Here is a 25,525-nt window from a genome sequence, read left to right as displayed (position 1 = left end):
TTTTTCAACAGAACATTGAAAGATATCGTTGATGAAAGGCTATTTCTTAGGGCGGCTAATATTAATCTATTCAGAAGTTTTGATAAATTGACAATGATGGAAAAGGGTGTAGCTAACGACAATGAAATCACGGTAAGGGCGATAATTTATTTAATGACAGGACACGAAATATATCATATTAATTTTTTAAAAGAGAATTATCTTTAGTTTACAACGGAAAGCAAGTAAAAATTTAAAGGGGAAAAAATGCCAAACATTTCAAAGGCTTTATTATTGGGGATAGTAATTACTGCAATCATGCTGACGGTTTATTCCTGCAGCAAGAAAAAGCAAACCGAAAATTTAGTTCAGGACAGACAAGAAATAGATGTAAGAAGACCTGTAAGGGACAGTACGGATATTTACGGAAAAGGATATTTTGATTACAGAGATACGATAGAAAGTTTTCATATGGGATATTCAATACCGAGAGATAGTGCTTACAAGGTACAAAACCTGAAAGCATTTGAAGAATTAAACCTGCTTATTGCCGCTGACAGTATGAATCCGGGTCCATATCTTGACAGAGCAAATCATTTGCAAAACATACACAAATACAGAGAGGCTATAAAAGATTACGACAGGTATATACAGCTGAATCCTTATAATCACTCCGCATACCAGAACCGAGGGACAGCGCAGGAGAGACTGAAGCAATACAACAAAGCCCTATGGGATTATCAGATGGTATTATTCTTAAAGCCAGACGATACTATTGCTAATTTCAACAAGGGTGTTGTTTACGATGCATTGAATGAGACATGGCAAGCAATAAAAGAATATGATACAGTTATTGTAAAAGATTCAAAACTAGCCAAAGCATATTACAACAGAGGAGCTGCATTTGAAAGAGTAGAAAAATATGACGAGGCGATTGAAGATTTCATAAAAGCAACACAGTTAAACCCTCAATATAAAGACGAACTTGATAAAAAAATAGATTACCTGAATTATACGTATAAATAGTAATTATTTAAAATCAAGTCCCCACTTACCCGTGGTTTTTATATTGATGGTATAAGCATCGGTTTCGGGAACTTCAACTTCCATTTTCCCGCGATAATCACCTTTTGTCTGTGCTAGTACTTTCAATAGTCTTCCGTCAGAGTATTTCACATCTACATAAAAATCACCGCGCCCTTCATGATAGAATTCAAACAGAGAGCTACCCCTGTTAAGGCTTATAATGTTTGTCATGTCACCATTACCAGTGTATGCAAACTTATACTGATAACCCTTGCCGAGCTCTATATCGTCAGCTGAATCTCCTGATAAGAATTCCAATATGTTATTGTTAATAAGCCAGTAAACGAGAGCCATAAGCCCCAAGACAAAAAGGAGACTAATGAATAATCTAAAATTTGATTTTCTTGCCATACTTCAATTAAGTTAAATAAAAGCCAAAAACAACAAGGCTGATAAGATTTAATAAAATAATATTAAATTAAACCACCTCCAAGCATGAGTCTAAATGCACCTACAAACAATGCAATACCACACAGAATCATACCCGTGATAGCCGGTCCTTTTGAGTTATCGCTTGTAGCAGCTCCAATAATACTGATAACAAGACCGAGTAAGGCTAAAGGAATGTTAAACCAGTTAAACCAACCCAGAAAAGGTATTAGACCTATAAAAAAACCGATGATTGAAAAAACTCCAATAATTAATCCTGCTATTCCCATTTTAATACAGTTTGATTAAGTATTAAAATATAATATTTAGAATATTAAAACAATAGCTTTGTTAATCATTTGTTTTAAAAAATCCAAGACCTTTCAAGGCGTTTGAATAATAGATTCCCACAGACGCAAAAAGAATCATAAATGGAATAAGCGGAGCAGAATACCGCAGAGAAGAAAAGACAAGCATGTGAAGAGATGAGTAAATAATCAAGAAGAAAAATGTAATCTGAGAAAAGTTATCTTTCTTTTTCAGTGCAAACCAATAGAACCCGATGAACATAAACACAGTCAGGATGAGTTTATAAACAGCAGCAACGATAGTACCCTTCCCCGGTATTGGACGTATATAATAAGGCATGTGAAACCAGAAGCGAGATAACTGAATGGACATGACCTCTATAGATTCAAACGGATGATTTGTGAAATTATCAATGAGCTGTTTTTTACCGAGTGCAGTAAAAGCTGAGTCCATTTGAAATTCGTTCCAGCCTTGTTCGAGTTCCAGTTTATAAACTTTTCCTACCGGATGGTCTGTGAATATGTCATATTCAGGGTCTTTTGGTTCATCACCTTTCAGGGGCAGATAAGTACCCGTAAGAATCATGTACCAGCCGTTTGATGATCCCACAATAAGTTTATTAGTATTTAGATAAGAGACTATGTAATAAGGGGATTGAATAACGAAGAATAAAAGAATTAAAGCAGTCACATATTTACTCACATCTTTTTTTACGAATGCTCTGAAAACAAGGTAAAAATAAATAAAGAAGAAAACATAGAACAACATCGATTTCATCAAAGCTGCAACAGACAGCAAAGCACCAAAAACGAACAACTGCGTTACTCTTTTTTCACTTATTCCTTTCTGGAGAAAGAAGAATGCAAGAACTACTAAGAATGTGAATGAAGTTTCCGTCAGCACTCGAGCAGGAAAAATGAAGTTCGGATAGTATAATGCATAGAGCAATCCGGCGAGTACTGCAACATTTAGATTGCCCGTTAATCTGTAAGCGATAAGAGAAATAAGAACCGATGTTAAAGAAGCAAGAATAATCTGAAAAATAAAGAGGTAAATATAGTTGTTCGAAAATGAGAGGTTTACAGCAACAATATAAGGATACAAAAATCCGGCATACATGCTGAACTGGTCCTTCTTAGCAGGATAACCGTACTTCAGGACTCCATAAGCAAGCTGAGTATAAGTTCTATCGTCAGATATTTGCTCTTCAGCAAGAAACTTCACAGGCAGCTTATCATTAAAGTAATTAACGTGCGGGACGAGCATGTATATCATCCGTAAAGAAAACGCCAGGAAGAAAATTATCAGGAGCCAATTACGCAAGGAAAATTTCCCCATTCTACATCAATCTTTTCTTAATGAATGATAGCTGCTCCGCGATTAGCCCCATTAAAAGACTAAGAATACCCATAACAATCAACAGACTACCTCCGACACTGACGCCTTTACCGTCAAGAACGATTTTAAACGACCAGATTATACCAAGGATGAGGAACATCAAAGATAATGGCAGGAAAACCCTCAGTGGATTAAAAAGGACAGTAATATTAATAATCTCCATAACGGTATCAAAAGCAGTATTTATTGTAATTTTACTCTTACCGTTTACTCGCGGAAGAACTTTTACCGGCACTTCAAGAACCTCATTCTTTTCGGAAATGAAAATCAGGGTTATAACATCGCTGAAAGAAAATGTATCAGGACATATACGAATGTATTTCTTTGCAAGATTTGTCCTCATAATTTTCATACCGGCATTGAGGTCAGTAATCTTGTTCTGAATCAAAATTTTAGAAAGATTTCTGATGATAAACTTTCCGAACCTCTTGGTTTTTTCAGTATTATCATTGTTAATACGCGAACCTATTACCAAGTCGGCATCCTCTGAAATGATTTTATTGTAGAGGACTATTACATCATCGAGTGAATGCTGTCCGTCGGCATCGAAAGTAATAACGTATTCAGTCTCGCATTTCTCGATACCCGATTTAAGAGCAGCACCGTATCCGCGGTTCATTTTGTGCCTGATAAATATGAAATCATCCGTAAAATTAAATGATTTAATGACAGAATCTGAATTGTCATCAGAGCCATCATTTACCATTACAATTTTACATTTATTAACGTCTGAAAACTGAATCAAAGAAGGAATTAATACCTTCAAAGCAGTTTCTTCGTTATAAAATGGTATTATGATTGTTAATTTATCGGTCATTTATAATATATCCAAGTAAATTAAGGGTTTAGATTTTTTCTTTCAATGTAATATGGAATAATAAATGCGGAACATTAGGATTGATAAAACAGTTAAAAAATATATAAAACGACTAAAGATGAAGAGAACCATAATACTGATAATAATCAGTTTATTTACACAATTTGCAGCCGCACAAAGTATTGAATACAAATCAATATCAGCAAAATATTCTGGTAATGACTCATGGCGCGATTGGGACGTACAAACCTCAGAGGGGAGCGGTTCAATGAGGACTACTTTTTCCGGCGATGACGGTTGGAAGAAATGGAATGTTAATTTACCGAGTATCAGCGGAACAATAGAGACAGTATTCAGCGGTGATGACGCATGGAAGTACTGGAGCTTTTACTTCAACGGTATAAACGGAACAATCAGAACAGTGTTCAGCGGAGATGATGCATGGAAGAATTGGGATGTTACGGACGGGAAAACAACGTTAAGAGTAACAACAGTATTTTCGGGTGAAGACAGCTGGACAGACTGGAGTATATCGGGTCCGGACGGCAACATTAGAATAAGCACAAAGTTCAGCGGAAGCGGTGCCTGGCGTGATTGGTCAATAACGGATAACATGCCGAACGTCAGCTATGTTTTAAAAATGGCAGCATTGTTCCCTTGTGTATATTCCGGTGCGATTAGAATAAGGAGGTAGTAATAAACTTTTTGTAGTATAATCATGTTATAAAAGTATGAAAATATTATTACTTTTTGTTTTAATAATTACAATAAGTCCGTTTACACTACAAGCGCAATCGTCCATCAACCGCAGAACTGAACATTTCATTATTGACTCTTATATTGGAGAAGAGAAAGAGTACATGACACCTTATTACATACTCAGGACTGAGAAAGAATACCCTAAAATACTTATAGACGCCGGAATACACGGTGACGAAGTTGCCGGGATTTATGCATGCGATACTGTGATGAAGTACATTAATGTACTTGAAGGAACGGTCGGTTTTATACCACGCGTTAATATGGCGGCATACCAGCAAAACGTAAGAGGTGTTAATATTGACCTTAATCAGGTTTTCCCGGGAGCTGAAAACGGTACTATTTATGAAGAAAATCTTGCTTATGATTTTATGAAATTTGTTGAAGAGTTCAAGCCGGATTATGTAATAAACCTTCACGAAGCATGGACTAAATTCGATGAAAAATGGTATAACAGGCAGAAAGACAAGTCATTCGGACAGACATTTATAACGAACTCAGAGACGCACGCGGATTTTTTAATTAGAAGTCATCTAAACGTAAACAAACAAATAAATAATCCGGAATACAAGTTCCGCATACAATACTTTCCCTACAAGGCTAATCATTCTATGGACAACATAATTGAAAAGCTTAAAATACCATCTTACACAGTAGAGACACTCAGGATACTACCGCTTGAAGAAAGAATAAATTATCAGATAATCTGCATACTTACATTTATAGAAGAAGCAGGTATAAAGTTTACTTACGACAGATAAATTTATTTAAGGCTTTCAATCCAGTTAGAGACCTCGTCAATAATAGCGTCATTAAAATTATTAGCATAGTAACCCGGCTGCGTCCTGTTATTAAAGCTGTCTTCCGGGTTTTTTGATTTAGCGAACCCATGATCCATATTCGGAATCAGGAGAAATTTACCTTTTCCCGGATTGTATGTATTCACAATTTTTACTATATCCTGATGCTCTTCATTTGTAAATGCTTCGAAATCCCCTTCACCTCTAATAACAAGAACATTAGCTTTAACATCTTTCCATACCTGCGGCATATTCAAGTCCTGCAATTCCTGCCAGAACTTGTAGTTTCGTGACCAAACCATATCTCCTCCGTCAAACTCCAGATAATCTTTCATCATAGTTTTAATTTCATCGTTAATGGCTACATCTTTAGGATGTTTTTTCATTACAAGATAATCATAAAGTATGTTAATCATTTTGGACACAACTTTTTCATTCTCTACATAGTCAACTCCCATAATAGGATTCTGAAACCTGAACATTTCGAGTATGTATTCATACCATGTCTTTAAACCCGTACCGCAAACAATAACACCCTTAGCAATTCTGTTTTTATCAATCATTGGCGCCTGATATCCGCCGAGAGAATGGCCGAATATGAAGACGTTATCTTTATCAACGAAATCATAATCAAGTATTTTTTGGAAACCGGTTTCGAAACCATCAAGTTCTGTTGCATAGCCGATATCGAAGCAATCAGGAGTATTAACGCAGTCACCCATGCCGGATTTTTCAACACGCACAACTGCATATCCCCTTTCGCTTAACTTATCCACGAACTGACCGTAAGGATGCTTGCCAAGATTGTCGAGAGAATAGCACATATACCCGGGTATAAAAAGAACAGTTTTGAACTTACCTGCCGATTTAGGTTTAGTTGTAATTATTCTAAGGTAACCATCTTTGAATTTTACCTCATCGTAGATTACATCATATTTATCCGACTTCTCGTAAGGTATTCCCACAGCAGGTGCATTCAAGACAAGAGATTCTGAACTACGAAGAACATTGAACTTAACCTTGTCATTTTCTCTAAAATTCTTAACTGCGTCTCTGTACGCTTTAACAGTATAAGTATTTACATCGTTAACTTTTTGTACAACATCGTTTACTTTTAAACCTGCTGCATCAGAGGTAGAGTTTGCTGTAACCGAGGTAACGAGCACACCTTCTTTGGACGATAGGTTTAATGATGTTTTAATAGAATCATTTATTTCAGCGACTCTGATACCGATAAAAGCTTTGCGGGTTATATTCTGAGAGAAGAGAGAAGTTGAAACAATTGTTATTAAAAGTATAAAAACTAATTTTTTCATAGCGGTAGAATTTAAATTTTTAATTGTACGTACGAAATTAATTATTTTATGTTACAATTGTAATATAAAATTGGATTTATTAAAGCAGAGTATGGGTTTTTTTTAAGGTATATTATATAATTTTTTTTGAGTGGCATATTCAAGACCAATTTAAGACCAATTAGAGACCAATCTGAGTACAAGGTGGCAAAAAATTGACAACGTTGTAAAAACAAGACTTTCGCAATATAAAAAAATGGAGAAAAGAAGGATGATGCATTTAATTCTATAATGTATTTTTTTCAATCAATTTGCTAAAGATATGTAATACGAAAACTAAAACTATGACACGAGAAATTCCGGTCGATTTTTTTGTCAGGATTTTTAATATGCTAAAAAACATTGATTTATTGCAGAAAGAACAAAAATAAACCGGGAAAAATATTTTAAAATTGAGAATTTCCGTGGCATAATTCTTAAAAATGTTGTGATTAATAATAGGAAGGCATACTAGTGTTGTATTGGTTTTCGGTTTAGGTATGAATACTAAAGTTTTACAAAAGAGAATAGAAAAGGGGTGACAAGCGAAAGGGACGGGATTTTAGAGGTTATTTTTATACAACTGATTTTAATTGACTAAATATATATTTTATCATTTGGGAACAGAAAATCTAACAGAGAGTATATAAAATAAATTAATATTTTAAAAAATTACCATGAAAAACTTAGCAGTTGTATTCGTTTTATTATTCACATTAATCGTAATCAATGATTTGCGCTCACAGCATGCACCTCAGATTTATGATTACGATTCAAAATGGAAAGAAATAGATTCTCTTTATAATTACGGTCTTCCGGAGTCTGCGATGAAGATATTGCAGGAAGTTTTAGTAAGCGCAAAAGGCGAAAACAATACGGTTCAGTACGTAAGAGCCCTGCTATACAAGATGAAGCTAACGCAATATAATGTAGAAGACTCATTTTTCACGAGTTTGAGCGAAATGAAGACTGAAGAAAGCACGGCAGAATTTCCGATGAAGCAGTTTTTAAACTCATTGATTGGAGATATGTACTGGACATATTATCAGAACAACAGGTATGATTTGCTTGAAAGGACGAGAGTAGAAAACTTTGTTCTTGATGATATAAAAACATGGGACGCGACGAAGATAATTGAGCAGTCGATACATCATTATAAGAATTCGATAATAGAGCCGGAAAGGCTGCAGACGGTAAGTTTGGAAGGATACAATGACATGCTTAACAATTATGTATATGATAAGTACATACCAAACGGAAGGAAATACCGTCCGACTCTTTATGATTTTCTTGCTTTCAAAGCAGTAGATTTCTTTTCTAACAAAGAAGCAGGAGTAACACGGCCTGCAGAGCAGTTTCTATTGAACGACCCGATTTACATGAGCGAGGCGAAAGAATTTTCGGGCTTGGATATTTCGACTAAGGATGTTTTTTCATTCGATTATTATGCGATTACAATACTCAGGGATATAATCAGGTTTCATCTGAACGATGGAAACGTGGATGCTCTTGTAGATGCTGACTTAAAAAGACTTGCGTTTGTTTATCAAAGTTCGGGAAATGCAGAAAAAGAAGGGATATACTTGAAAGCACTTCAGAATATGCTGGACAAATATTCTGTTTATCCGGTTTCAACTTTAATAAGCTATGAGATTGCAAAAGTCTATCAGGAAAGAGGGGCAAAGTATGTGCCGGGAATAACGGATAATTTCAAGGATGATTTGAAGATTGCTTATTCAATCTGCAAAGATGCGTCGGATAAATTTCCTGATTCGGACGGAGCACAAAACTGCAGAGCTATTATGGCGGCACTCGATTCAAAGAATTTACAGATAACTCTTGAAGCGTACAACTTACCAGATAAACCGTTCAGAACATTAGTAAATTATAAGAATGTAAGCAAACTTTATTACAAGATTGTTGAGACATCATACAGCGAGATAAGAAAGATTGAAGAAAACTACAGTAATTATAATGATTACGCAAAATACAACGCGGATATAATTAATGATTTTAAAGAAAGGACAGCGGTACATACTTTTAGTATAAATCTACCTAACGACGGGGATTTACAGGCTCATAAAGCAGAAGTGAAGATACCTTCTTTGAAAGCCGGTGTGTATGTATTGCTTGCAGGAACGAGCGAAAGTTTTTCTTACAAAGAAAATGCTGTTGCATACTGTTTACTGAACATTAACTCACTGAGTTATATAAATAAATCAAACGAAAAGAAAGATATCGAGTTTTATGCACTGAACAGGGATTCGGGTTATCCGCTTGAGGGTGCAGAAGCTGTAATTTACGTACAGAATTACGATTACAATAAATCAAGGTATGAATATATTAAGAGCGGTGAATACACATCAGATAAGAACGGATATTTTGTGGTAAAGAATGCAGGTAAATCAAGGTCTTTTTATTTAGAGCTCAGTCATAACGGACAGTATCTAACAACAGAGGGATTAAATTTTGGATACGGTTACAGTTATATCAAAGATGCATTTTATCAGGGTGAATATTATGAACCGAATGCAAAGCCATACACAGCGACTTACTTCTTTACAGACCGCTCGCTCTACAGACCGGGACAGACGCTTTATTTCAAAGGGCTTGTAGTAGAAACAATAGGTAAGGAGCACAAAATAAAAACGGGTGAGTACGTAACAGTCGAACTTTATGATGTTAATTACCAGAAAGTTTCCGAACAAAGTTTTACAACTAATGAATTCGGAACGATAAACGGTTCATTCACGCTACCGAGCTCAGGATTGACCGGACAGATGCGTATTCAAACTTCGGTCAATAACGGAAGTGCTTACTTTTCAGTTGAAGATTACAAGAGACCAAAGTTTGAAGTTACTTTTAATCCGATAAAAGGCAGTTATAAACTCGGCGAAATGGTTCCGGTGAGAGGGCTTGCGAAATCTTATTCGGGTGCAAATCTTGATAATGCATCGGTGAAGTACAAGGTAGTGAGAAAGGCGCTATACCCGAGATGGTTTTATGACTGGTTCTCAAATTATTTCGGAACGAGCAAGACGAATGAAACCGTGATATTAAACGGAACCACGAAGACGAATGAAAACGGAGAGTTTGAAGTAAATTTCAAAGCAATTCCCGACGAATCTGTATCGATAGGATTGAAAGCATATTTTAATTATGAAATCACTGCGGATGTAACGGATATAAACGGTGAAACACATTCAAAGGCAATGAATGTCGCGGTAGGTTATTCATCGCTGATGGTGACTTTTGGGATCGGTCAAAATGTTGATAAGAATGACGATGCAAAATTCAGGTTGGTGACGACAAATCTGAACGGTGAAAGAGAAGGGACTGATGTCAAGATTGAAATATATAAACTGAAGAGCCCGGAAAGAGCATACAGGAGCAGGATGTGGCAAAGACCGGACAAGTTTACGATGACAAAAGAAGAGTATTACAGGGATTTTCCTTATGATGAATACAGCGATGAAAGTGATTTTACAAAGTGGGAAAAGGAAGTAAAAGCGTTTGAGAAGACATTTAATACAGAACAGGATTCCGTACTTGATTTGAACGTAATGAAAGGATGGAATCAGGGAAAGTACATGGCAGAAATTAAAGCAAAAGATAAGAACGGGGAAGAGATAATCGAGAAATATTATTTTACGGCTTTTAGCAAGGGTGAAAGCACGATGCCGTATTCAATGTTCAGCAATTTTATAGAGAAGAAAAGTACTTATGAGGTGGGTGAAACGGCAGAATTTATGTTTGGCACGTCATTAAGCGATACAAGAGTACTTTATGAGGTTAACGGTGCAGATGGAATGATAAAGAGAGAATGGATTACGATTAATAAAGGGCAGAGATTATTTGAACTGCCGGTAAGAGAAGAATACAGAGGGGGTATAGGATATAATTTAGTATTTGTAAAAGAGAACAGAATAATAACTGCTGTGCGATATATTGGAGTGCCTTACACTAATAAGATGCTTGACATAAGTTTTGAAACGTTCAGGGATAAGCTGAAGCCAGGAGAAAAGGAGGAATGGAAGATAAAGATAAAGGGGAAGAACGGTGAGAAGGCAATGGCAGAGATGGTTGCGACAATGTACGATGCTTCGCTTGATGCGATAAGGAGTCATGGTTGGACATTTGGGTATGGGCTGAATTATTATTATTACGGAGATTCATGGGAGAGTGATGTATGTTTTGATGCTTATAACGGGAATGTTTATCAGGAGGAATGGAATAAGAGCGTAGATTATACGAGTATTAGTTATGATTTTCTGAACTATTTCGGAGCACCGATTTATACGGATAATTATAAATATGCACCGATGTATAGCGAGAGGATGGCTGTTGATGAGGAGGTGAAGACGGGGTATAAGACAGATAAGGTTCAGGAGAAATCGAAGAAAGAGGGAAAGGAAGTGGAATCGGATATTACGGAAAGTCCAGAGCCGATTAACGGTAAAGACGGCAAGGGTACTGAGGAGAAGAAGAAGAGTGAGGATTTTGGGAGTATTCCTACAAGGACGGATTTCAGGGAGACGGTTTTCTTTTTGCCAGAGCTACGGACGGATGAGAATGGAGATTTGACGATTAGTTTTGAGATGGGAGATGCCCTGACGAGATGGAAGATGCTGGGGTTTGCTCATACGAAGGATTTGAGGAGAGGAATGACAGAGAAGCAGGTGATAACGCAGAAGGAGCTGATGCTGACGGTGAATGCACCGAGGTATTTGAGGGAGGATGATAAGGTGGTGATTTCGGCGAAGGTGACGAATTTAACGGATAGGGATTTGAAGGGAGATGCGGGACTGGAGCTTTATGATGGATTGACGGGTAAGAGTGTGGATGCGGAGTTTAAGAATGTGAGCGGTGGGAAGGGTTTTGAGGTAAGCAAGGGCGGCAGTACGAGTGTGAGCTGGGAGATTGCTGTGCCTTATGGTTTTGAGGCGATTGGCTATAGGGTGAAGGCGAAGGCTGAGGGTTTTACGGATGGAGAGGGTTCGGTTTTGCCAGTGCTTTCAAACAGGCTGCTTGTGACGGAGACGATGCCGATGAGTTTGAGGGGAAATGAGACGAAGACGTTTTCGATGGGTAAGCTTGTGAGCGGGGGTACGGAGACGATGAGGAGTTACAGGCTTTCGGTTGAGTTTACTTCTAATCCTGCGTGGTATGCGGTTCAGAGTCTGCCATATTTGATGGAGTATCCTTATGAGTGTGCAGAGCAGGTTTTCAGCAGGGTTTATGCGAATAGTATAGCGGGTTTTATTGCAAATTCGTCGCCGAAGGTAAAGGATGTTTTTGAGAGGTGGCGGAATGAGAGTCCTGATGCTTTGCTTTCAAATTTGGAGAAGAATGAGGAGTTGAAGGGTTTGATTTTGCAGGAGACGCCATGGGTGAGGGAGGCAAAGAATGAGAGCGAGAGGAAGAGGAGGATAGGTGTGCTTTTTGAGGTGAAGAGGATGGAGAGCGAGCTTGGGAAGGCGGTGAAGAAGCTGAAGGGTATGCAGGTGAGCAGCGGAGGCTGGGCGTGGTTTGAGGGTATGCCTGTTGACAGGTATATGACGCAGCATATTGCGACGGGTTTTGGTAAGCTGCACAAGCTTGGGATAAGGAGGTTCGAGGATGATGAGGAAATGGTGAGGGGTGCTTTGGGGTATTTGGATGGGGAGTTGAGGAGGGATTATGATGAGCTTTTACGGGGAGAGAGAGAGGGCAGGATTAAGATGAGCGATAATAATTTGGGTGCATTGCAGGTTCATTTTCTTTATATGAGGAGTTTTTACAAGGATATTGGTATGGATGATGGTGTGAGGGAGGCGTTTGATTATTATAAGGGTCAGGCGACGAAGTATTGGAACGGGAGAGGTTGGTATTTAGAGGGGATGCTTGCTTTGGCTTTGAGCAGGTTTGGCGATGCGGCGACGGCTGAGGGGATTTTGCGGTCGCTGAAGGAGAATGCTTTGTATTCTGAGGAGATGGGGATGTATTGGAAGGAGAATAGGGGCGGTTTTTATTGGTATGAGGCACCGATTGAGACGCAGGCTTTGCTGATAGAGGTTTTTGATGAGGTTGGGAAGGATGAGAAGAGTGTTGATGATATGAAGGTGTGGCTTTTGAAGAATAAGCAGACTAATGACTGGAAGACGACGAAGGCGACGGTTGAGGCGGTTTATGCTTTGCTTCTGCGGGGGGATGATTGGCTTGCGGGAGATATGCTGGTGGATGTGAGGGTTGGTTCGATTGATGTGACGAAGGGTGTGAGTGCGGAGGCGGGTACGGGATATTTTAAGGAGTCGTGGAAGTGGGGAGATGTGAAGAGTGATATGGGTAATGTGACAGTGACGAGGAAGTCGGAAAAGGGAATCAGCTGGGGTGCTTTGTACTGGCAGTATTTTGAGGATATGGATAAGGTGACGAGTAGTGCGACGGGTTTGAGTTTAGAGAAGAAGTTGTTTGTTGTGGAGGAGACTGCGAGCGGTGAGGTGATTAGTCCGATTGGTGAGCTGAAGGTTGGCGACAGGGTGAGGGTGAGGGTTGTGCTGCGGAGTGACAGGGATATGGAGTATGTGCATATGAAGGATATGCGGGCGGCTGGTTTTGAGCCAGTGAACGTGCTTTCGGGGTACAGGTACAGGGATGGTCTTGGTTATTATGAGAGTACGAGGGATGCGGCGACGAACTTCTTTTTTGGTTTTCTGCCGAAGGGTACTTATGTTTTTGAGTATGATTTGCGTGTGAATTTGTCGGGAGATTATTCAAATGGGATTACGACTGTTCAGTGTATGTATGCTCCTGAGTTTAGTTCGCATAGTGAGGGGAATCGGGTTGTGGTGAAGTAGGTGATAGTTAGGGATTAGTTATTAAATGCAGGGGACGTGAGTCCCCTGCTCTATTTTTATTGTGTTGCAATAATTTAATTTGTTATCTAAATTAATTTAACTTATTAGATAAAATGAGTTTAAGTAAACTTAATATTATCAAAATTGCGATATTAGTTTTTGTTTTCACGTTTTCATTTCTGTTAATGACTTCAGGTGCGTACTCACAAATAAAGCAAGATAGTACTTCAAATGCATCTACTTTTTATGTATATGAAAGGTACGATAAGGACGGGAATACTTGCTTTTCTATAGAACCTCCGACAACTGAAATTAGATATGACTGCCCAGTATGCGACGGTGCAAGAGTGTTAAGTACCAGAAATACTGGGGTTCCAGTAAATATAGTGTGCTGGAGATGCAACGGTAAAGGTTATCTTGTTTCGAGCAAGGGAAAGTAGTTTAAAATTTTACATAAGAGAGTTGGCACACTGAAAGGGAGATTCTGCACAAGAGAAGCAAACAGAGTTGATTCAATGGAGATTGATAATTGGTTATTCTATGCAGGGGACGTGAGTCCCCTGTTTTGTTTGTGTGCGGATTTCCGTGTTGTATGATTTTTAAATTTATTGAATGTTAAGACGATAACTATTACTTTTGGGTACATCTACTATAAGATAAAATAATGAAAAGATTATTTCTCATCTTCATAATGCTTGCATCATTAGCTGTGAATGGGCAGTGGGTGCAGACAAACGGTATATTGGGAGGAGGGATTATCCGATCTCTTGCCGTTAACGGGAATATTGTTTTTGCAGGTACATATAGAGATAGTCAGAGTTTTGGTTGTCTTTTTCGTTCCACAAATAATGGCTTTACATGGACTAAAACTGCTTTAGATAGCCAAAACATTATGTCATTTGCTATAAACGGAGAATATATTTTTGCAGGATCAATGTCGTATGGTGTTTATATATCAACAAACAACGGTTCGAATTGGACTCAAACTGCTTTAAATAATAAATCTATTTATTCCCTTTCAGCAAATGGAAATAATATTTTTGCAGGAACTTGGGATAGCGGAGTTTATATTTCAACTAATAATGGATTGAGCTGGTCTCAAACTGCTTTGAATAGTAAGTCTATTTATTCACTTGCCGTAAACGGAAATAATATTTTTGCAGGAACTTGGGTAAACGGACTCTACCACTCTACAGATAACGGTTCAAGTTGGACGCAAGTTGCTTTGAATAATAATGGCATTCATTCCCTTGCAATAAGTGGTAATCATATTTTTGCAGGATCGTATAATGGTTTATTTATGTCAACAAATAATGGATTAAGCTGGACGCAAACTACATTGAATAATGAATCTATTTGGTCTTTAGCAGTTAATGGAAATACTATTTTCGCAGGAGCAGAAATGGGTGGAGTCTATGTCTCCACAAATAACGGAATGATGTGGTCCCAAACTACGTTGAATGACAAGTTTGTTCCTTCATTAGCAGTTAGTAATAATAGTGTTTTTGCCGGGACAACTAGAAATGGCTTATATTTATCAACTAATTTCGGTTCAAGTTGGACAGTAACCGGATTTAATATGAAAATTGTTACTGCTTTTGCAGGTCTTGGGGATAATATTTTTGCAGCAGCAAGTTATAATAATGATTCCTCAAGCCTTTATATTTCGTCTAATAACGGAGCAAATTGGGCAGAAGCTACATTACATAATACAACAGTTACCTCTCTTGCAACACTTGGAAATAATATTTTTGCAGGAACAGCTGGCAATGGTGTATTTATTTCTATGAATAACGGAATAAACTGGTCACAAACTACTTTAAATTATGCAAATATAAAATCTCTTGCTGTCAGCGGAAATAACATTCTTGCAGGAGTGTTAACTCAACAATCCGGTCCCGGATCACTTATTTACTCATCAAATAACGGTGTTAATTGGGTATCTACTACTTTGCTCAATAATGATGTTTATTCTCTTGCAGTAAAAGGAAACATTGTATTTGCCGGGACGAAAGTAAATGGTGTTTACCGCTCAACAGATAACGGTTTAACATGGACTCAAACGGTATTGAATAAATTTGCAAACTCAATTATCATCAGTGGAAATACTATATATGCAGGATGCTTTTCCGGTGTTGGTTATTCAGGCGGTGTTTATTTATCCACAGATGATGGCATAAGCTGGACTCAAACAGCATTAAATAACAGACCAGTTAATTCTGTTGTTGCAAAAGAAAATAATATAATCGCAGGAACTGATGATGGTATATATCTCTCCACAAATAATGGAGTAACTTGGACGCAGAAAAATCAAGGATTCAATCCAGCTCAAAGGATCTTGTCCTTACTAATATCAAATAATTATGTATTGGCAGGAACACTTGGCTATTCTGTCTGGCGAAGAGAATTATCAGAAATAGTCGGAGTGCAAAATCTAAGCACGGAAACACCTTCAGCATTTTCGCTAAGCCAAAATTATCCGAATCCTTTTAATCCAATCACAAAGATTGAGTTTGCAATACCGAAGATTTCGGATGTGAAGATTAGCGTTTTTGACGTGACGGGAAAAGAAATAGAAGTACTTGTGAATGAAAGACTTGCCGCAGGGACTTATTCTACCGATTGGAATGCAAGCAAGTTTTCAAGCGGAGTATATTTTTATAGAATAAAAGCTGGTGATTTTGTTGAGACGAAGAAGATGGTACTTGTGAGGTGATATGTAAGATGTGAGAAGTAAGATGTGAGAACAAAATGCGATTAGAGCATGAGTTTAAAACAGTATGAATAAAACAAATAATACACAAATGAGAAAGTTAATTAAGTTATTTAGTATAGCTTTGTTTTCTATGGTTTTTTCAGTTCTTATTAACAATATAACCATAGCACAGGTTTTTTTCCCTACAACTCCGATATGGACTTCAACTGATGCGGGTTATGATACAGGATGCGGCTGGGCAGATATAAACGGGGATGGATGGGTTGACCTTGTTGTAGCAAAGGGCAATGATATGTCGAGGCAGAAAGTTGTCGTCTATTACAATACAGGAGGGAATTTCCCTTTCACACCAAGTTGGCAATCCAATGATATTGACTATAACGCACAATTATCAATTGGTGATATAAACAAAGACGGATATCCCGATGTTGCCGTATCTGTTTACATTGGACAGGCGGGATTTTCCCAAAAAGGAAAGTTAAAAATTTATTTGAATAACAACGGAACTCTTTCTCAAAATCCGTCATGGATTTCGCAAGATTCCCTATACACGTTCAGTTGTGCATTTGGTGACGCGGACGGTGACGGTGACCTTGACCTTGCTGCTGCATGCGGGGAGAGTTATGAGCAAAAAATCGATAAACAGAGAATTTATTATAATAATAACGGAGTTATTGAAACGCTTCCATCATGGACAAGTTTAGATCAAGGTTATGGAATGGACGTAAACTGGTCTGATTTTGATAAAGACGGCAGGCTGGATTTGGTATTTTGCTGCGAGCGAGGACCGAGTAAAATTTACAAAAATTACGGTGATTCAATAGGGCGAATGCCAATCTGGACTTCGCAGGATGCAAGCCAGTATTCAAATTCATTGTTTGTTAACGACGTAGATAATGACGGCTGGCTTGATCTCGCCATATCTGATAACGACCAAATGGGAGGAAGCGGAAAGTTCAAAATATATAAAAACAATTCGGGGACAATGAATCCAACTCCCTTTTGGACTTCGAATTTTTCCGGATACGGTTCCGGAATAAATCTTTGCGATATTAACAATGACAACTATTGCGATTTAATTTGCGGCGCTTGGTGGACAGCATGCTATATTTATGTTAACTCGGCCGGAACATTCTCTCCGACCCCCCAATGGACTTCAGCAACAAACAGTGTTGTTGAAACGATCGTTGCAGCAGATTACGACCATGACGGATTTGACACTCTCAATACTGAGTTTACAGGTAATGGAGTTAAAAAACTTTTTTATCTCCCCAAAAATCCGGTGCAAAAACTTTTAAGTGTAATTTTCGGGAATGATACAATACCATTAAACCAGTTTTGCTTTGACCTTGAAAACGGCTGGGTAAGTTTTGGAACTCCTCCGCCTAACGGCACAAATATGACTATTAATGCAATATATACACATGACCCTGATTTTGCAGTAAGCAACTGGGATAACAATATCGGAAATTATTTATTCAAAAATTCTATAGTCACTTTTGCAGGCAATTTATCGCATGAAATACAAAGTGATTTTAAATTGCTCCAGAACTATCCGAATCCTTTTAATCCATTAACGAAGATTGAATTTGCGATTCCAAAGAGTACGGAAGTAAAAATTTCGGTTTTTGATGTGACAGGAAAAGAGGTGGCAGTGCTTGTAAATGAAAGACTTGCTGCAGGTACGTATGTTACTGAATGGGATGCGAGTTATATATCAAGCGGAGTGTATTTTTACAGGATGGTGACGGACGGTTTTCTTGAAACGCGAAAGATGATGCTTTTGAGGTAGTTGTAAGATATTTTTAGAGATAGTGTTTTAAATGTCAATAAAATAAATTTTGATGTATATTCAAAATTAAAATTTATTATTATTTTAAGGTAATCAAATGCATTTAATATGACGAGTTTTAGACAACTTCCGCGTTCTTCAGGTAAAATAAAATATTTTATTTTAGTTACCTCATTTATAATTGCACAGATTGCCCCAACACCATTGTGTTACACTTTCTTGATGAAGAATTGTTTTTCTCAGGAATCCTGGACTTCAACTTCATTAACTAACGCCCCTACCGCACGTGAACGCCACTCTGCTGTCTGGACCGGCACAAACTTTATTGTATGGGGTGGTACAGGAGGTTCCTCAGCGTCAACAAATACGGGAGGAGTTTATAACTTATCAACAGATACCTGGACTCCTACTTCATTAACAGGTGTACCGACTGCACGCATTGCTCATATAGGAGTCTGGACTGGTACGAAGATGGTAGTCTGGGGAGGAAATTTAAATGGAAGTTACTTGAATTCGGGTGGAGTTTATGATCCCGCTGCTGATATATGGACGACTACAAGTACAACAAATTCCCCTGCCGGCGGGAACAACCCTGTTGCAATCTGGACGGGCAATAAGATGGTTGTTTGGGGCGGTTATAACGGAACCTACTTGAATACCGGCGGACAGTTTGATCCTTTAACAAATACGTGGACTCAAACTTCAATAACTAATGCACCTTCGGGAAGACAATACCATACTGCAGTCTGGACGGGTAACAAAATGATTGTATGGGGAGGGTACAACGTTACTAACTATTATAATACAGGCGCTGCTTACGACCCTGCGGCAGATACATGGACTACAATATCAACGAGCAACGCTCCGACAGGCAGAATCTGGCACACTGCTGTCTGGACGGGAAGTAAAATGATTGTGTGGGGCGGGTATGCAAATACAGTTTATTACAATACCGGCGATATTTACGACCCCGCATCTGATACATGGATACCTGTTTCAACAGTAAATGCTCCAACCGGCAGGGACTGGCATACGGCAATCTGGACTGGAAGTAAAATGATAGTTTGGGGCGGGTATAACGGCTCTGTTTATTACAATAACGGAGGAATTTATGACCCTGTAACAGATACTTGGACAAACATGACAGACCTTAATGCACCAAATGCACGCTGGCATCATTCGGCTGTTTGGACGGGGAATAAAATGATTGCATGGGGCGGTTTCGGCAACAGTACTTATTACAACTCAGGAGGTATATATACTAATCCTGCTGTAACGGGTATAATGAATATAAGTGCGGAAACACTTTCAGGTTATTCATTGAGTCAAAATTACCCGAATCCATTTAATCCTGTGACTAAGATTAGTTTTCAATTGTCTGTTGCCGGTTTATCAACGTTGAAAATATTCGACGTTACAGGTAAAGAAGTTGCTACACTTGTAAATGAACGTCTCAATGCGGGAACATATTCCGTTGACTGGAACGCAAGCGGATATCCAAGCGGTGTCTATTTTTACAAGCTGAAAGCAGGAAATTTTCTCGAAACAAAGAAGATGATACTTGTGAGATAGTCATATTTTGACGATAAATTAGATCATTAAAAATAAAAGGAAATAATATTAATTTTTAAAACATTTGCTAAAAGAAAGTGAACTGTCATGAAACATTTAATTACGATTATTGTGTTCGCAATTGCTCTTCCGATTTATGGACAAGGAAGCTTTACGCTTGAATTTGAAAATCCAAGCGGATTAGATTTAGTAAGCCTCGCTAAATTTGAAAATAACAACGTGTATGAAATTGTCCTGATTAACAATTCTACTCATACTTATAAGGTTTATGATGGAAACTCTCATGCACTAAAATATTCAATTCAAACAGACACTTCAGAAAGCTTGTTCTTCCCTAATTTTGTTGAGTTTCCGTCTGCACAATACATGGATTTCAACAATGATGGTGTTTTCGATTTTCTTAGATTCGACAGATATCCTAATTCTAAGGTTTGGTTTAAAAGCGGTACTGACGGAGCAATTATTACTGAGTTTAATTATCCTTCTAATATGATTGGTTCAAGCCTTGTTTTGCTGGATATAGACGATGATAATTATCTGGAACTCATTTTATGGAATTGGGAGAACAACAAAATAAACGTATTCTCTACGACATTTCACACTGTAGGTATAGCAAACAATAACACATCCGTACAGGACTATGAATTAAAACAAAACTATCCGAACCCGTTTAATCCTGCGACTACGATTGAGTACAAGCTAAATAAGAATGCTGTAGTGACATTGATAATTTATGATATTGCCGGCAGAGAAATGAAAACAATGTCAAAGGGTATGCAGTCTCAGGGAGAATACAAAATAAATCTGTCTTCGGAAAATTTATCGAGCGGTACTTATTTTTATCAGTTAATAGTCGATGGGATACCCGAAACCAAAAAGATGGTTCTTATAAGATAAAAGCATACCCAGTTATTTTAATAATATCATCCTCTTTGTCTCTGAAAACCCATCAGTAGTCAATTTATAAAAATATACCCCGCTATTTAGTCCGCTACCATCGAACGTAGTTTCATACGTTCCAGGCTGTAGCCTTTCATTCACAAGTGTCGCAATTTCCTTCCCTGTAGCATCATAAACCTTTAGCATCACATCACTGACCGTGGGAAGCTGAAAGCTGATAACTGTTCTCGGATTAAACGGGTTCGGATAATTCTGGGACAATGAAAACTCTGAAGGAATTTCACCGTTTACATTGTTAATCGCAACTGAATAAAAAGTATCTATTATAGTAACGTAGCTCTGAACGTTGTAATTTGCTGAAGGCAATGACCATAAGGGTCTTACCTTGTTGTCAAAAGCGTCAAGCCCCATGTATTCGCCGAAGGCAAACCCATTATATAAATTTAAAGTACTTAATCTGACATTCTGAAAAGTATCTCCTCCGTCTGTTGAACGTGCTATGAATGGATTAGACATTGACAACGCATTGTAACGAGAATCATAGAAAAATATCCAGATGTATCCTGTAGCCTTGTCAACACACATCCAGGGCAGTCTCTGATCATTTCCTGCTCCGTCATTATTAACACGTTTTGGTACACTCCAGTTGTTTCCCTGATTAGTGGATTTCACAAACCAAATATCTTTGTCGTTTGCTCCGCTTTTTGTATCTGCAAAACAAATATATATGTTCCCTCTGTATTGAGATTCTGAAATATCGCAGGATGCGGCAGGTGACCAGTTTGCAGACGTATAATTTATTCCTGTCCAACCGCCAACCTGATCACAAACATATATATCATTCTGAAGCCAGTTAACTCCGGCATTAGTCGAACGGTTAAACATCACCTTTTCGTTTAAAGGCCAAACAGCATATACTTCGCTATTCGGACCCGTACAAGGACAAACTCCCTCGGGTGATGAGTTGTCAACCTTCGAAGTTCCGGCTACTCTTGAAATATGAATAGGATTACTAAAGGTTACACCTCCATCGGTCGAACGGCAAAACGCTACATAACAGCTGTCATTTGGATCATTGCTCGGATACCCGTCGTACAAAGACCACGTAACATAAATATTATTTCCATACTGACCGTGCGACATATCCATGCAGGCATTGGGCATATCATCCAACTGCGGAGCCATTTGAGCAAACGCTGTACCGCCGTCCCAATTTTCTCCGCCGTTTGTCGATTTAAATATAAGCAGCTTGTCAAGGTTTGGACCGGATACTCCCCAGTTTGCACAGCAGATATAATAAAAATTTCCAAGCGTATCCACTATTATTATCGGGTCAGATCCGGGTTGAGCAAAAGAACAAGTCATGGGAGCGCTGCCCCATGTTAATCCGCTGTTAGTGCTGTAGCAGTAACCCATTATCCCCGTTAGAGGAGTGTAGCTTGCCATTATACCGGCAACTATCTGATTTGTATTCTTAGGATTTATCTTTAAACTCGACTCTCCAAAAAAACTCTTTCCGGGTGGATTAATTTTATAACTCTGGTATTGAGGCAATAAGATGCTTTGTTGAAAAAGTATCAATAATAACACATAAAAATAAAACGGCAACTTTTTCATAACTAAATCAAAAAGTATAATTACTCAAAAGTAACTATAAAATGTTATTATCAAAACATAAAAATGTGGTTCAAATTATTAACCCGACCGTTTCTCAAAGATTAAACTTATTTTATCAGCAGCATTCTCTTCGTCTCTGAAAAATCACTCATACTTAATTTATAAAAATACACTCCGCTATTTAGTCCGCTACCATCGAACGTAGTATTATACGTTCCCGGATGTAGCCTTGCATTCACGAGCGTCGCAATTTCCTTCCCTGTAACATCATAAACCTTTAGCATCACATCACTGACCGCTGGAAGCTGAAAGCTGATAACTGTTCTCGGATTAAACGGGTTGGGATAGTTCTGGGACAATGAAAATGAATTAGGTATTTTCGTTCCCATGCTCTGTATTCCTATGATTTCGGAAAGAGAGCGTCGCCAGACTGAATAGTTCCAGGTCCCTGCAAATATGTAATTATCAGCGATTAATAAATTATATATGTGCAGATACCGAAGATTGATAAATCCCTGATTTTTTTCAGTCCAGTTTACTCCGTTATTTGTCGATAGATAAACGCTGCTGGACCCCGATTCAGAATTATTTGCCGCAGCAAAGATGTAATTTCCGCTGACAGCAAGAGAAGAGACATCCTGATTATTCAAAGCAGTTTGAGTCCAGCTTGAACCGTTATTCGTTGAGAGATAAACGCCATTAAACCGCGTCCCTGCAAAAATATTATTTCCGTTGACGGCAAGAGAGTAAACCTGTTTATCATTCAATTCCGTTTGAGCCCAGCTTGCGCCATTATCTGTGGATATATACACCCCGCTGTCTTGCGTCCCTGCAAAAACATAATTCACCATTCGTGCAAATGAGATAACGCTTTGATTAAACAACCCGGTTTGAGTCCAAGTATTGCCGTTATTATTCGAAAGATAAACACCGTTTAATTGTGTTCCCGCAATAACGTAATTTCCGAATGCTGTAAGTGAAAGTATATTTTTTCCTGTCAAAGCACATTGCGCCCAGCTTGAGCCGTTATTTAAAGAAATATAAATACAATAATAAGAAGGATAAGGATCTGCATAAGTTCCTGCATATATTTTATTTCCGTTTACAGCAATGCAAGAAATATTTTCATTATTAAGTGGAGTTTGATACCAGTTTCCACCATTATTTGTTGAGATGTGAACGCCGCCGTAACCCGGAGGATACTTATCTACTCCTGCAAACAGAATACCACCTGTTGATGACAAGGAAAAAATACTATGCCTATTCACAGCAGTTTGAATCCAGTTTGCTCCGTAATTTGTAGGGAAATATGTTCCAAATCCATCAGTTCCCGCAAAAACATTAGTTCCGCTCACGGCAAATGAAATAACGTCCTTATTATTCAAGTCAGTTTGAGTCCAGCTTGCACCATTATTAGTTGAACAATAAATACCGCTTTGTTCCGTCCCTGCAAAAACATAATTGCCAAGTGCTATAAGAGAACGAACAGTTTTATTATTTAGTGAAGTTTGTGTCCAGCTTGCTCCGTTATCTGAGGAAAAGTAGATGCCGTTATACCAAGTTCCTGCAAAGATATTATTCCCATTTGCCAAAATGGAATAAACAAGTTTATTATCTAAAGATGTATGTGTCCAATTCATTCCATTATCAGCAGAGAGATAAACGCCGCTATCGCTTGTACCCGCAAAAATATTATTTCCACTAACGGCTAAGGAACGTATAGAAACATTATTCAATGAGGTTTGTGTCCAAGTCAATCCGTTATTTGTTGATTTATAAAAGCCGGAAAGTGTCCCCGCAAATATATTATTTCCTGATACCGCAAGTGATGGAACTTCATAATTATTCAATGCAGTTTGTGTCCAAATTATTCCGTTATTTGTCGAGAGATAGACACCCTCCTGTGTCCCGGCAAAGATATTATCTCCGCTTATGGCAAGAGAATATACAGTTTTATTATTTAAAGAAGTTTGTATCCAGCTCGCTCCGTTATTTGTAGTATAAGATACACCATCAAAATCTGTGCCCATAAAAATACTGTTTCCCTTTATGGCAAGGGTATAAACACGGAGATAGCCTCCGCGCGGACCATCACACTGTTCCCACTGAGCATTTGAGTTAATCGCCGCAAGCATTATCAAAACTATAAATATATTTTTCATCTCAAATAACTCTATTCTAAATTTTAAGAACTTCTTTTATTACATTAATAAACCGCGTTGCCTTTAATTGCATAATAAATTGATTTGTGACTAATTTGGGCACTAGTTTTCCTCATTGAATAAATTTCAAAATAGCAATAATTGGAATCATTAGGCGACAAAGGCAAATCCCTTCCAAACGGTTCGAGCGTAGGAAAAACCAAATAACCCTCTGCAGGGAAAATTGTTTTTCCGTTCAACCAATCAAACTTTCCATCAGGCGGTGGTAATAATGTTGTGTTATTAACCTTGTCAAGCTTTAGCATAGTTATCAGTGGAGTTGTATAGCCTGTGATTGTATCGCGGTAAACATTATTCTCATTGAACCCTGTTTTTATTGTTGTTGAATTTTGTAGATTTGTATATGGAATCTTATAAACATTCTTCATCTTCAGTTTCCACGCAAGCGGTGTTAAATCCGGACTTTGATTATCAACCTTTACCAGTTTCAATACAATCGTATCTGTCGGAAGTGATTCAATAAAACCCTTTCCAAACATTTGATTAGAATAATTCCTGTAAACCACACCCACATGATAGTTTTCGGGAACCGAAATATTCAAACCGATAAACCCTGCAAGATTATTGTGATAATATTCCGAAGGTCCTAATTTCCTGAAATAACCCGCAAACTTTTCACCCATTACAGTCTCAGGATTTGTAACAGATGTGTCATATCCCTGCGGCGGTCGTTCCCCAAGCATAACTTTACCGACACAAAATCTTTTTTCCGCAATTGTGACATCACACTGAACCCAAACTTCAAGCGGCTGCGTGGGGCTTTCAATTATTGAATTCGAAATTAAATAAGTTGTCATACTATCCCTGTAATACTCCGTAAAAGAACGTCTGTACAAAGTATCAACAAAATAATGTGTTTCAGAATAATCCCAAACGTTGAATAAGAAGTTATCTTGAGGGATCGGGGTATTATTATTAATAACACTGTTTTCGCACGAAATTAATGCAATGGATATCATTGCTATAGCAGCAAATGCTGCAATTTGTCTTTTCATTTTATTCAAATATTACAAATTAAA

At 38.0% G+C, this 25,525-nt stretch carries 18 protein-coding genes; 10 read left to right on the top strand and 8 right to left on the bottom strand.

Annotated features, from left to right (window positions below; translation table 11 throughout):
* The first annotated feature begins 15 nt into the window (after positions 1 to 15).
* Positions 16 to 207 (top strand): hypothetical protein, encoded by a 192-nt coding sequence (locus tag WC644_12350; GenBank protein ID MFA5012726.1) that lies wholly within the window; start codon positions 16 to 18, stop codon positions 205 to 207.
* 39 nt (positions 208 to 246) lie between these two features.
* Entirely contained in the window at positions 247 to 1,005 is a 759-nt protein-coding gene (locus WC644_12345) for a tetratricopeptide repeat protein (GenBank protein ID MFA5012725.1), read from the top strand.
* A 3-nt stretch (positions 1,006 to 1,008) separates the two neighbouring features.
* Here WC644_12345 and WC644_12340 read toward each other — a convergent pair whose 3' ends face one another.
* The 4 genes from WC644_12340 to WC644_12325 form a co-directional block, all read right to left on the bottom strand.
* Positions 1,009 to 1,416 carry a hypothetical protein gene (locus WC644_12340; GenBank protein ID MFA5012724.1) on the bottom strand — a complete coding sequence of 136 codons (408 nt, stop codon included), beginning with the start codon at positions 1,414 to 1,416 and terminating at the stop codon, positions 1,009 to 1,011.
* Positions 1,417 to 1,478: 62 nt separating this feature from the next.
* Positions 1,479 to 1,724, bottom strand: coding sequence for a hypothetical protein (locus WC644_12335; protein MFA5012723.1), 246 nt, complete (start codon positions 1,722 to 1,724; stop codon positions 1,479 to 1,481).
* A gap of 61 nt (positions 1,725 to 1,785) precedes the next feature.
* Positions 1,786 to 3,081, bottom strand: a complete 1,296-nt coding sequence (locus tag WC644_12330) for a phospholipid carrier-dependent glycosyltransferase (GenBank protein MFA5012722.1) — start codon at positions 3,079 to 3,081, stop codon at positions 1,786 to 1,788.
* Between the two features lies 1 nt (position 3,082).
* Positions 3,083 to 3,958: a glycosyltransferase family 2 protein gene (locus WC644_12325; GenBank protein ID MFA5012721.1), complete on the bottom strand. Its 876-nt coding sequence runs from the start codon at positions 3,956 to 3,958 to the stop codon at positions 3,083 to 3,085.
* 118 nt (positions 3,959 to 4,076) lie between these two features.
* On the opposite strand from WC644_12325, the gene WC644_12320 reads away from it, so the two are divergent.
* Both WC644_12320 and WC644_12315 read left to right on the top strand, forming a co-directional pair.
* The gene (locus tag WC644_12320) at positions 4,077 to 4,652 is read left to right on the top strand and encodes a hypothetical protein (protein ID MFA5012720.1); all 576 of its coding nucleotides are present in this window, start codon (positions 4,077 to 4,079) and stop codon (positions 4,650 to 4,652) included.
* Positions 4,653 to 4,689: 37 nt separating this feature from the next.
* Entirely contained in the window at positions 4,690 to 5,478 is a 789-nt protein-coding gene (locus tag WC644_12315) for a succinylglutamate desuccinylase/aspartoacylase family protein (protein MFA5012719.1), read from the top strand.
* Positions 5,479 to 5,480: 2 nt separating this feature from the next.
* Here the strand turns inward: WC644_12315 and WC644_12310 are convergent, their stop codons facing one another.
* Entirely contained in the window at positions 5,481 to 6,833 is a 1,353-nt protein-coding gene (locus WC644_12310; GenBank protein MFA5012718.1) for an alpha/beta fold hydrolase, read from the bottom strand.
* A 695-nt stretch (positions 6,834 to 7,528) separates the two neighbouring features.
* Between WC644_12310 and WC644_12305 the strand changes: the two genes are divergently transcribed.
* The 6 genes from WC644_12305 (at position 7,529) to WC644_12280 (ending at position 20,664) form a co-directional block, all read left to right on the top strand.
* The gene (locus WC644_12305) at positions 7,529 to 13,687 is read left to right on the top strand and encodes an alpha-2-macroglobulin family protein (GenBank protein MFA5012717.1); all 6,159 of its coding nucleotides are present in this window, start codon (positions 7,529 to 7,531) and stop codon (positions 13,685 to 13,687) included.
* 113 nt (positions 13,688 to 13,800) lie between these two features.
* Entirely contained in the window at positions 13,801 to 14,127 is a 327-nt protein-coding gene (locus WC644_12300; protein MFA5012716.1) for a hypothetical protein, read from the top strand.
* Between the two features lie 224 nt (positions 14,128 to 14,351).
* A complete protein-coding gene (locus WC644_12295) occupies positions 14,352 to 16,403 on the top strand; it encodes a T9SS type A sorting domain-containing protein (GenBank protein ID MFA5012715.1) in 2,052 nt (683 codons plus the stop codon).
* 88 nt (positions 16,404 to 16,491) lie between these two features.
* Positions 16,492 to 18,195, top strand: coding sequence for an FG-GAP-like repeat-containing protein (locus tag WC644_12290; protein MFA5012714.1), 1,704 nt, complete (start codon positions 16,492 to 16,494; stop codon positions 18,193 to 18,195).
* A 108-nt stretch (positions 18,196 to 18,303) separates the two neighbouring features.
* The gene (locus WC644_12285; GenBank protein MFA5012713.1) at positions 18,304 to 19,767 is read left to right on the top strand and encodes a kelch repeat-containing protein; all 1,464 of its coding nucleotides are present in this window, start codon (positions 18,304 to 18,306) and stop codon (positions 19,765 to 19,767) included.
* A gap of 87 nt (positions 19,768 to 19,854) precedes the next feature.
* Positions 19,855 to 20,664 carry a T9SS type A sorting domain-containing protein gene (locus WC644_12280; protein MFA5012712.1) on the top strand — a complete coding sequence of 270 codons (810 nt, stop codon included), beginning with the start codon at positions 19,855 to 19,857 and terminating at the stop codon, positions 20,662 to 20,664.
* Positions 20,665 to 20,676: 12 nt separating this feature from the next.
* Here the strand turns inward: WC644_12280 and WC644_12275 are convergent, their stop codons facing one another.
* From WC644_12275 to WC644_12265, 3 genes are all read right to left on the bottom strand, one after another.
* Positions 20,677 to 22,221: a T9SS type A sorting domain-containing protein gene (locus WC644_12275; GenBank protein MFA5012711.1), complete on the bottom strand. Its 1,545-nt coding sequence runs from the start codon at positions 22,219 to 22,221 to the stop codon at positions 20,677 to 20,679.
* 170 nt (positions 22,222 to 22,391) lie between these two features.
* A complete protein-coding gene (locus WC644_12270; protein MFA5012710.1) occupies positions 22,392 to 24,446 on the bottom strand; it encodes a T9SS type A sorting domain-containing protein in 2,055 nt (684 codons plus the stop codon).
* A 44-nt stretch (positions 24,447 to 24,490) separates the two neighbouring features.
* The gene (locus WC644_12265; GenBank protein MFA5012709.1) at positions 24,491 to 25,501 is read right to left on the bottom strand and encodes a hypothetical protein; all 1,011 of its coding nucleotides are present in this window, start codon (positions 25,499 to 25,501) and stop codon (positions 24,491 to 24,493) included.
* Positions 25,502 to 25,525: the final 24 nt, after the last annotated feature.

It is taken from the genome of Ignavibacteria bacterium (genome assembly GCA_041649015.1).
Classification (GTDB): domain Bacteria; phylum Bacteroidota; class Ignavibacteria; order Tepidaquicellales; family Tepidaquicellaceae; genus CAIKZJ01.
Note: the sequence above shows the minus strand (reverse complement) of the source record. Positions and strands in the feature narration are given on the sequence as shown.

Bases quoted from the DNA above. Each gene is read 5' to 3' on its own strand.
- WC644_12295 (MFA5012715.1), top strand. From the start codon at position 14,352: ATGAAAAGATTATTTCTCATCTTCATAATGCTTGCATCATTAGCTGTG.
- WC644_12325 (MFA5012721.1), bottom strand. From the start codon at position 3,958: ATGACCGATAAATTAACAATCATAATACCATTTTATAACGAAGAAACT.
- WC644_12310 (MFA5012718.1), bottom strand. From the start codon at position 6,833: ATGAAAAAATTAGTTTTTATACTTTTAATAACAATTGTTTCAACTTCT.
- WC644_12270 (MFA5012710.1), bottom strand. From the start codon at position 24,446: ATGAAAAATATATTTATAGTTTTGATAATGCTTGCGGCGATTAACTCA.
- WC644_12305 (MFA5012717.1), top strand. From the start codon at position 7,529: ATGAAAAACTTAGCAGTTGTATTCGTTTTATTATTCACATTAATCGTA.
- WC644_12340 (MFA5012724.1), bottom strand. From the start codon at position 1,416: ATGGCAAGAAAATCAAATTTTAGATTATTCATTAGTCTCCTTTTTGTC.
- WC644_12335 (MFA5012723.1), bottom strand. From the start codon at position 1,724: ATGGGAATAGCAGGATTAATTATTGGAGTTTTTTCAATCATCGGTTTT.
- WC644_12315 (MFA5012719.1), top strand. From the start codon at position 4,690: ATGAAAATATTATTACTTTTTGTTTTAATAATTACAATAAGTCCGTTT.
- WC644_12280 (MFA5012712.1), top strand. From the start codon at position 19,855: ATGAAACATTTAATTACGATTATTGTGTTCGCAATTGCTCTTCCGATT.
- WC644_12330 (MFA5012722.1), bottom strand. From the start codon at position 3,081: ATGGGGAAATTTTCCTTGCGTAATTGGCTCCTGATAATTTTCTTCCTG.
- WC644_12285 (MFA5012713.1), top strand. From the start codon at position 18,304: ATGACGAGTTTTAGACAACTTCCGCGTTCTTCAGGTAAAATAAAATAT.
- WC644_12300 (MFA5012716.1), top strand. From the start codon at position 13,801: ATGAGTTTAAGTAAACTTAATATTATCAAAATTGCGATATTAGTTTTT.
- WC644_12265 (MFA5012709.1), bottom strand. From the start codon at position 25,501: ATGAAAAGACAAATTGCAGCATTTGCTGCTATAGCAATGATATCCATT.
- WC644_12345 (MFA5012725.1), top strand. From the start codon at position 247: ATGCCAAACATTTCAAAGGCTTTATTATTGGGGATAGTAATTACTGCA.
- WC644_12320 (MFA5012720.1), top strand. From the start codon at position 4,077: ATGAAGAGAACCATAATACTGATAATAATCAGTTTATTTACACAATTT.
- WC644_12290 (MFA5012714.1), top strand. From the start codon at position 16,492: ATGAGAAAGTTAATTAAGTTATTTAGTATAGCTTTGTTTTCTATGGTT.